This window comes from Collimonas sp., from assembly GCF_035566555.1.
Classification (GTDB): domain Bacteria; phylum Pseudomonadota; class Gammaproteobacteria; order Burkholderiales; family Burkholderiaceae_D; genus Collimonas.
In genome coordinates, this window is the sequence record NZ_DATMRB010000143.1 from 22,796 (window position 1) to 30,504 (window position 7,709).

Below are 7,709 nucleotides of genomic sequence, written 5' to 3' on the forward strand. Positions count from 1 at the left end.
GAAAATTCGATCATTGACCTGCATATTTTCCGTTTTTCATTTGATTTTGCGTCCGCCATACTGGATTGCATCGGCGTCAGGCATTGTCATTATTGGATTGAAGCGTGATTTCCTGTGGCGCCGGATGATGTTCAATATTTTGAATAGCTGACTCTCAGGAGAACTTCCATGCACGCAGACATGATTTTGTTGAACGGCCGTTTCCATACGGTCGACCCGTCGCAGCCGCTGGCGACGGCGGTGGCCATCCAGGATGGCAGGTTCCTCGCGGTCGGCGACGCCGAAGAAGCCATGCGGCATCGCGGGCAGCACACGCAAGTGATCGATCTGCGGGGACGCACGGTGATTCCCGGCCTGAACGACTCGCATATGCACCTGATCCGCGGCGGCCTTAACTACAACCTGGAATTGCGCTGGGAAGGCGTGCCGTCGCTGGCCGACGCCTTGCGCATGCTGAAAGAACAGGCGCTGCGCACGCCGCATCCGCAATGGGTGCGGGTGGTTGGCGGCTGGACCGAATTTCAGTTCGCCGAAAAGCGCATGCCGACCCTGGATGAGATCAACGCCGCCGCGCCCGATACACCAGTGTTCATCCTGCATTTGTACGACCGCGCCTTGCTCAACCGCGCCGCTTTGCGCGCGGTGGGGTATACCAGGGAGACGCAGAATCCACCCGGCGGTGAAATCCAGCGCGATGCCGCCGGCAACCCGAGCGGCATGCTGATTGCCAGGCCGAACGCCATGATCTTGTACGCCACGCTGGCGAAAGGTCCGGCGCTGCCGCGCGAACAGCAAGTCAATTCGACCCGCCAGTTCATGCGCGAACTGAATCGCCTCGGCGTCACCAGCGTCATCGACGCCGGCGGCGGCTTCCAGAACTACCCGGAAGACTATGCCATCGTCGAGCAGCTGGCACGCGACCAGCAACTGACGATACGCATCGCCTACAATCTGTTCACCCAGCGCAAAGGCCAGGAACTGGAAGACTTTCAGAAATGGAGCGAGATGGTCAAGCCGGGCGACGGCAACGATTTCTACCGTCATAACGGCGCCGGCGAGATGCTGGTGTTTTCCGCCGCCGACTTTGAGGATTTCCTGGAGCCGCGGCCGGAGCTGGCCGCCGGCATGGAAGGCGAGCTGGAAAAAGTGGTGCGCCACCTGGTCGCGCAGCGCTGGCCGTTCCGCCTGCATGCGACTTACGACGAATCGATCAGCCGCATGCTGGACGTGTTTGAAAAGGTTGACAAGGAAATCCCGTTCGATGGCTTGCATTGGATCTTCGACCATGCCGAAACCATCACGCCGCGCAATATCGAAAGAGTGCGCGCGCTGGGCGGCGGCATCGCGATCCAGCATCGCATGGCTTTCCAGGGCGAATATTTTGTCGACCGTTATGGCGCCGACGCCGCCAGGCACACGCCGCCGGTAGCGCGCATGCTGGAGATGGGCGTGCCGGTCGGCGCCGGTACCGACGCCACTCGTGTGGCCAGCTACAATCCCTGGACCGCACTGTACTGGCTGGTGTCGGGACGCACCGTCGGCGGCATGCGCCTGTATGATACGGCCGGCCAGCTGTCGCGCCATACCGCGCTGGAATTATGGACCGCCGGCAGCGCCTGGTTCTCCAGCGAGCAGGGCAAGAAGGGCCGCATAAAATCTGGCCAGCTGGCCGACCTGGCGGTGCTGTCGGCTGACTTCTTTGCCGTCGACGAAGACAGTATCAAGGCGCTGGAATCGGTATTGACGGTGGTCGGCGGCAAAATAGTTTACGGCGCGGCGGAATTCAGCCCGCTGGCGCCGCCGACTATCCCGGTGCTGCCGGACTGGTCGCCGGTGAAAACCGTGCCGGGCCATTATCGTCCATTGCCGCAACAGCGCCAGGCCCAGGCCCTGCAGCATCAATGCGCCGGCGCCTGCGGCGTGCACGCGCATGCCCACGATGTGGCGCGCAAGTCGACAGTGCCGGTATCCGACTATGCCGGTTTCTGGGGCACTCTGGGTTGCAGCTGTTTCGCCTTTTGATTTGCACTGCAAAGGAAGATCATGCCTGATATGAAAAACCGCCGCACCTGGCAAAGCATCGCCCTGAGTTTTCTGGCCGGCTATGTCGATACGGTGGGCTTCATTGCACTGTTCGGCCTGTTCACCGCGCACATCACCGGCAACTTCGTGCTGATCGGCAGTGAACTGGCCAATCCCTCGCATGGCGTGCTGATCAAGCTGCTGGCCTTTCCTGCATTTATCTTTGCGGTGGCGCTGACGCGCATGGCGGTGGTCTGGCTGGAGCGCGGCGGCAGGGCGCCGATGTTCTTCCTGCTGTTGCTGCAACTGCTTTTCCTGCTGGGTTTCATGCTGGCTGGCTATCTCTCGGGGCCGGTCATCGATTCGCGCGCGCCGCTGGCGCTGCTGGCCGGCATGCTGGGCGCTGCCGGCATGGGCGTGCAGAATGCCAGCAGCCGCCTGCTGCTGCAGCATCTGACGCCGACCACGGTAATGACTGGCAATGTCACGCAGGTGATCATCGATCTGGTCGACATCGTGCGCGGCGACGCCAGCGAGGAGATACGGCAGCGCTGCGTCAAGTTTTTCTGGCCTATCGTGGCATTCGGCGCCGGCGCCATCGGCGGCGCCTTCGCCTACAAGCAACTGTTGTTTCTGGCATTGCTGCTGCCGCTGGCGATACTGCTCTGGCTGAGCGTCAATGAATATCTTTCTGAAAAGGCCGGAACCGTTACGCCATCAACTTTATAATATCCATAGATGCTTATTGCATCATTGTGAAATTGCCAATCCGGCAATCACGGCCATGGATACGAGGCGACGACAGCGATGACCTATTTGTTTCATTTGATCGAGCAATACGGGCTGATTCTCGTCTTCTTCAATGTGCTGGCGGAGCAGCTGGGCGCTCCGGTGCCGGCCTATCCGACGCTGGTGATCACCGGCGCGCTGATGCATCGCGGCGAGTACTCGGCGCCGGTGCTGTTGCTGACGGCGGTGGCGGCGGCGCTGATCGCCGATTTCTTCTGGTACTTGGCGGGCCGCCGTTACGGCCGTAAAGTGCTGTCGACGCTGTGCCGCATTTCCTTGTCGCCGGATTCCTGCGTGCGCCAGACGGAATCGATCTACTCGCGCTGGGGCGCGCGCTCGCTGCTGGTCGCCAAATTCATTCCCGGTTTCGCTTCCATCGCCAGCGCCCTGGCCGGCACGGTCGGCACCAAGCGCACTACCTTCATTCTCTATGATGGCCTGGGCGCGGCCTTGTGGGCCGGCCTGGCGATCTACCTCGGTTCGCTGTTCAGCACCACCATCGACGATCTGCTCGGCGTACTGACCGAGCTCGGCCAGTACGGCATGGTGCTGGTGGCGGCCGCCTTTGCCGTTTTTGTCGCCAGCAAATGGTGGCAGCGCTGGCGCTTCCGCCGCTCGCTGCGCATGGCGCGCATTTCGGTGGAAGAACTGGACCAGCTGTTCAAGCAAGGGGTGACGCCGGCCATCGTCGACATCCGCTCGCCGGCATCGCAGCTGGCCGGGCGCATTCCCGGCGCGCTCACCATCTCGCACAAGGAAATCAATACCTTCGTCTTCGATGCGCCGATTGACCAGGAAGTGATCGTGTATTGCGCCTGTCCCAATGAAGCCTCGGCGGCGCTGGTCGCCAAGCAGCTGATGCAGCGCGGCTACAAGAAAGTGCGGCCGCTGTCGGGCGGCATCGATGCCTGGATCGCCGCCGGCTATGCGCTAGATTCCTGATGCTTCACTTGCGCTTGCCGCTATCTCTCTAACGGAACCCCATGTTCAGAATCAGTCTCGATGCGTTGTTAATTCTTGACGCCATCGACCGTCGCGGATCGTTTTCCGCTGCCGGCAGCGAGCTGCACCGCGTGCCTTCGACTATCTCCTATACCGTCTCCAAGCTGGAGCAGGATCTTGGCGTGCAAGTATTCGAACGGCAGGGGCCGAAAGTGACGCTGACGCGCGCCGGCGTGGAATTGCTGAAGGAAGGGCGCTATCTGCTGAAAGCGGCGGAAGACCTGGAGCAGCGCGTGCGCCGGGTAGCATCCGGCTGGGAAACCGAATTCACGATCTGCATCGATTCCCTGTTTTCGGTCAGTGCGCTGGAGTCCGATATCCATGCTTTCTGCGGCGTCGCCGACAAGACCCGTTTGCGCATCGCCCGCGAGTCGCTGGCCGGCACCTGGGAAGCCCTGCTGGAGCGCCGTGTCGACCTGCTGATCGGCGCCCCAGGGCAGGGGCCGGCGGGCGGCGGCTATGTGGCTGAGCAGATGGGCACGATATCGTTCGTGTTCGTGGTGGCGCCCAATCATCCGCTGGCCAAAGTGAAGAAGGTGCTGGGCAAGGCAGAACTGCATCCCCACCGCGCCATCAGCGTTGCCGATTCGGCGCGCAAGATGCCATCGCGCACGGTGGGTTTGCTGTTCGGCCAGGATACCCTGACGGTACCAGACATGCGCAGCAAATATGCCTTGCATCTGGCCGGCATCGGCTTTGGTTTCCTGCCCGAACCGTGCGCGCGCGCGGCAATCGCGTCCGGCGCCCTGATCGTCAAGCGGGTGGAAGAGCCGAAACCCGATGAAACGTTTTCGCTAGCCTGGCGCAGCGGCGAGGAAGGTGCCGCGCTGGCCTGGTGGGTGGACCGGGTGCGCTATACCGACGCCATGGCGCGCCTGATCGAGCATGTGCCCGGCGCGCCAGGGCAGTCATAAAAAAGACCGGCAAAGCAGATGCTTTGCCGGCCGGTGCTGCGGACTTGAAGCTCAATAGGGCAGGTCGAACAGCAGCACTTCCGCGTCTTCCGCATGCGCCAGCGTGATCAGGTTTTCCGCCGTCACCTTCACGGCATCGCCGCCTTCCAGCTTCTTGCCGTTGACGCTCAGCTGTCCGCGGATCAGATGCACGTAGGCGCTGCGTCCTGCAGCCAGTGTGTGCTGCAGAACCGGATCGCCATTCAGGATCGCCGCGTAGATAGCCGCATCCTGGTGAATCAGCACTGAATTCTCGCGGCCGTCGGAAGAAGCGATCAGGCGTAGCTGCCCTTGTTTTTGCGCTGCCGTGAAATGCTTTTCTTCGTAGCTGGGCGGAATCCCTTTGACGTTCGGCTGGATCCAGATCTGCAGGAAATGCACGGGCGCCGTCTGCGAGTGGTTGAACTCGCTGTGGCGCACGCCGGTGCCCGCGCTCATTCTTTGCACATCGCCGTAATGCAGCACCGAACCGGTGCCCATGCTGTCCTTGTGCTCCAGCGCGCCATCCAGCACATAGGAAATGATTTCCATGTCGCTGTGGCCGTGCGTGCCGAAGCCCTGGCCGGCTTTGACGCGGTCTTCATTGATCACCAGCAGCGGCCCGAAGCCGGTATGCAGCGGATCGTGATAATGGCCGAACGAAAAAGTGTGATGCGAATTCAGCCAGCCGTGATCGGCGACGCCGCGTTCTGTGCCTTTGCGAATTTCAAGCATGGTTTTTTCTCCGTCTGTTGCCGCATTTGCCGCCGTGGCTGGGGATCAGCGAGGCTGGGTAGCTGCGGTATCGAATTAACTGAGATGAAGTATGCGCGCTGTCAAATCAAAAGAAAAACGGAAAAAATGCTGGTTTATATTCGAAATTATCGATGGTAGTCATAAGGCTTTGATTCAAAGGGTTTCAGGAAGATGGTGCGATTTTCCGGGGCTTTTCACGGGGCCGGGACAGCAGTTGGCAACATAAAATTCGAAAATGACCGGACGCCAGAGAAATCAAACTCTACTGATGACGGATCCAGTGTTCGCAAGATGATGCCTGCATCTGCCGCCTGCGAAAATTGACAGCTATTTATTTCGCTAGTCGCTGACTACCATGAACAAGCATCATCACAGTGACGCGCATGTCGTGATCACTGAAGTGTTTTAGTTCGTCACTTTACTCAACTCAATCTAGGAGTTTAAAAATGTCAACTCAAACTGCCGCCGTGTCGTGGGGAACCAGCTCGCCGTCGATCCGTGTTTATACGTCCAATGGCTCTACCATCACTGAACGTTGCTACGACGGATCGAAGGGGTGGTATACGGGGGCCTTTAAGCAACCAGGGGAAAATGCCTCTGCAACTTGCTGGTTGAACGGAAGCACTATCCATATCCGCGTCTATGCAACCACTGGTAGCCAAACGACCGAGTGGTGCTGGGATGGCGAAGGCTGGAGCAAGGGTGCTTATACCGGCTAGTTTTGTGCCAATGAAGCGCGCGACAAATCAGATTCCACGCGCTCATCGACAATAGGCGAGGCCGGGTCTGGCAATGACGCCAATGCGCTTCCTTGCTGACCTGTTTTTGCCTATGAATAAAATCAGCCCCTTAGTCCGTAAATAGTACTGGGCAAGGAGCTGATTCTTCATATGAGACTGAGTCGTGCGAGCGTTCCCGAATAGCCAGGTAAAGAAAAAAGCAATGGCATTGAAGTGGTGCAAATCAACTTCGGCACGCTACGCAAAAAATGACGGCGGGCATCGCCGAGGAAAATGGGTGAAGCCAGCAAAATGACGCCAGAATTCATTCGGCGAAGATCTCTGTATTGATTTGATGAGGCTCACAGAACGTGGGCTTTTTTGTTTTTAATTTCTGCGCATGAGTTGTTGCATGCTGGCGACAAACGTTGCTTGAAACAGTCTGATTGGGCAAAACGAATAGAGCAGAATTGATCTTGCCAATTCAAGTTTTGCGGAACCGAGTCTGAGCAGGGGACAAAGAAAAAGGCCCCCATTGCTGGGAGCCTTATCTGTACTGCTTATTCGTGGTAGGCCGTGCGGGATTCGAACCTGCGACCAACGGATTAAAAGTCCGCTGCTCTACCAGCTGAGCTAACGACCCGAAAGACCGCTATTATAGACAAAGTGCATATCAGGTGTCAAACCCATATGCGCTTTTATTTACGAAATCGGCAAAATAATATTCGGCGCCTACTTCAGCGTGTCTATGCGCTCTTTGGCCGTCTGTGCTGCCGGCGTGTTGGGATACTGCGACAGCAGTTGTTCCAGTGCGCGTTTCGCCTGCGGCTTGTTCTTCAGCTCGGTGTAGCTGCTGGAGATATTCAGCAATGCATCCGCGGCCTTGGGGTTGTCGGCATATTTGGTGACGACTACCTGCTGGGCTGCAATTGCACTCTTGTAGTCGCGCAGAGCGTAGTAGGCATTGCCCATCCAGTATTGCGCCGATGGCGCCAGTCCTGAATCCGGGTTGCTGCGTACAAAGTTCGAAAACGCCGTGGCTGCAGTCTTGTAGTCGCCGGACTTGAAGGTCGCTAGCGCTGCGTCATAGGCTTTCTGATCGTTGGCGCCGATGCTGACTTCCTGGCCGTCGACGCTGACCTTTTGCGGTTCCAGCTTGCGCAGGCGCGTATCGAGGTCGACGTAGAAATCTTTCTGGCGCTGTTGCGTGTTGGCCAGTTCATTGGTCAGCACTTCGATCTGTCCGCGCAGTTTGGCCAATTCCTGATTCAGGCGCTCATTCTGGTCCGACAGGCTGAGCGAGCTGGTTTTGTCCGCCTTGGTGTCGACCCGTGCATTGACCGCATCGATCTTGGCGCGTATATCTAAAATCGCCCGACGTGCTTCATCGTCGTCAAACAGCCCGGCGTGGGCGGTCGGAGCGGAAAAAACTGCGGCCAGCATGGCCGCAGTCATCGTGGCTTTGAAGAACGTCCGCATCATTATTGAT

General features: G+C 58.7%; 7 protein-coding genes and 1 tRNA gene. 5 read left to right on the top strand and 3 right to left on the bottom strand.

What is annotated here, in order from left to right:
* Positions 1 to 168 precede the first annotated feature (168 nt).
* The 4 genes from VNZ65_RS18005 (at position 169) to VNZ65_RS18020 (ending at position 4,727) form a co-directional block, all read left to right on the top strand.
* Positions 169 to 2,022, top strand: a complete 1,854-nt coding sequence (locus VNZ65_RS18005; RefSeq protein ID WP_325671430.1) for an amidohydrolase — start codon at positions 169 to 171, stop codon at positions 2,020 to 2,022.
* A 21-nt stretch (positions 2,023 to 2,043) separates the two neighbouring features.
* Complete coding sequence (locus VNZ65_RS18010) at positions 2,044 to 2,751, top strand: YoaK family protein (protein ID WP_325671432.1); 708 nt, start codon at positions 2,044 to 2,046, stop codon at positions 2,749 to 2,751.
* A gap of 78 nt (positions 2,752 to 2,829) precedes the next feature.
* Positions 2,830 to 3,753, top strand: a complete 924-nt coding sequence (locus VNZ65_RS18015; protein WP_325671434.1) for a DedA family protein/thiosulfate sulfurtransferase GlpE — start codon at positions 2,830 to 2,832, stop codon at positions 3,751 to 3,753.
* Positions 3,754 to 3,794: 41 nt separating this feature from the next.
* Positions 3,795 to 4,727: a LysR substrate-binding domain-containing protein gene (locus tag VNZ65_RS18020; protein WP_325671436.1), complete on the top strand. Its 933-nt coding sequence runs from the start codon at positions 3,795 to 3,797 to the stop codon at positions 4,725 to 4,727.
* A 51-nt stretch (positions 4,728 to 4,778) separates the two neighbouring features.
* On the opposite strand, the gene VNZ65_RS18025 is transcribed toward VNZ65_RS18020, so the two are convergent.
* Positions 4,779 to 5,480 carry a pirin family protein gene (locus VNZ65_RS18025; RefSeq protein ID WP_325671438.1) on the bottom strand — a complete coding sequence of 234 codons (702 nt, stop codon included), beginning with the start codon at positions 5,478 to 5,480 and terminating at the stop codon, positions 4,779 to 4,781.
* Between the two features lie 467 nt (positions 5,481 to 5,947).
* Between VNZ65_RS18025 and VNZ65_RS18030 the strand changes: the two genes are divergently transcribed.
* Complete coding sequence (locus VNZ65_RS18030) at positions 5,948 to 6,220, top strand: fucose-binding lectin protein (RefSeq protein ID WP_082793020.1); 273 nt, start codon at positions 5,948 to 5,950, stop codon at positions 6,218 to 6,220.
* A 567-nt stretch (positions 6,221 to 6,787) separates the two neighbouring features.
* Here VNZ65_RS18030 and VNZ65_RS18035 read toward each other — a convergent pair.
* A tRNA-Lys gene (locus tag VNZ65_RS18035) sits at positions 6,788 to 6,863 on the bottom strand.
* An 89-nt stretch (positions 6,864 to 6,952) separates the two neighbouring features.
* Entirely contained in the window at positions 6,953 to 7,699 is a 747-nt protein-coding gene (ybgF, locus tag VNZ65_RS18040) for a tol-pal system protein YbgF (protein WP_414649167.1), read from the bottom strand.
* Positions 7,700 to 7,709: the final 10 nt, after the last annotated feature.

Coding starts and splice junctions, on each gene's coding strand:
- VNZ65_RS18005 (WP_325671430.1), top strand. CDS start 169: ATGCACGCAGACATGATTTTGTTGAACGGCCGTTTCCATACGGTCGAC.
- VNZ65_RS18010 (WP_325671432.1), top strand. CDS start 2,044: ATGCCTGATATGAAAAACCGCCGCACCTGGCAAAGCATCGCCCTGAGT.
- VNZ65_RS18015 (WP_325671434.1), top strand. CDS start 2,830: ATGACCTATTTGTTTCATTTGATCGAGCAATACGGGCTGATTCTCGTC.
- VNZ65_RS18020 (WP_325671436.1), top strand. CDS start 3,795: ATGTTCAGAATCAGTCTCGATGCGTTGTTAATTCTTGACGCCATCGAC.
- VNZ65_RS18025 (WP_325671438.1), bottom strand. CDS start 5,480: ATGCTTGAAATTCGCAAAGGCACAGAACGCGGCGTCGCCGATCACGGC.
- VNZ65_RS18030 (WP_082793020.1), top strand. CDS start 5,948: ATGTCAACTCAAACTGCCGCCGTGTCGTGGGGAACCAGCTCGCCGTCG.
- ybgF (WP_414649167.1), bottom strand. CDS start 7,699: ATGCGGACGTTCTTCAAAGCCACGATGACTGCGGCCATGCTGGCCGCA.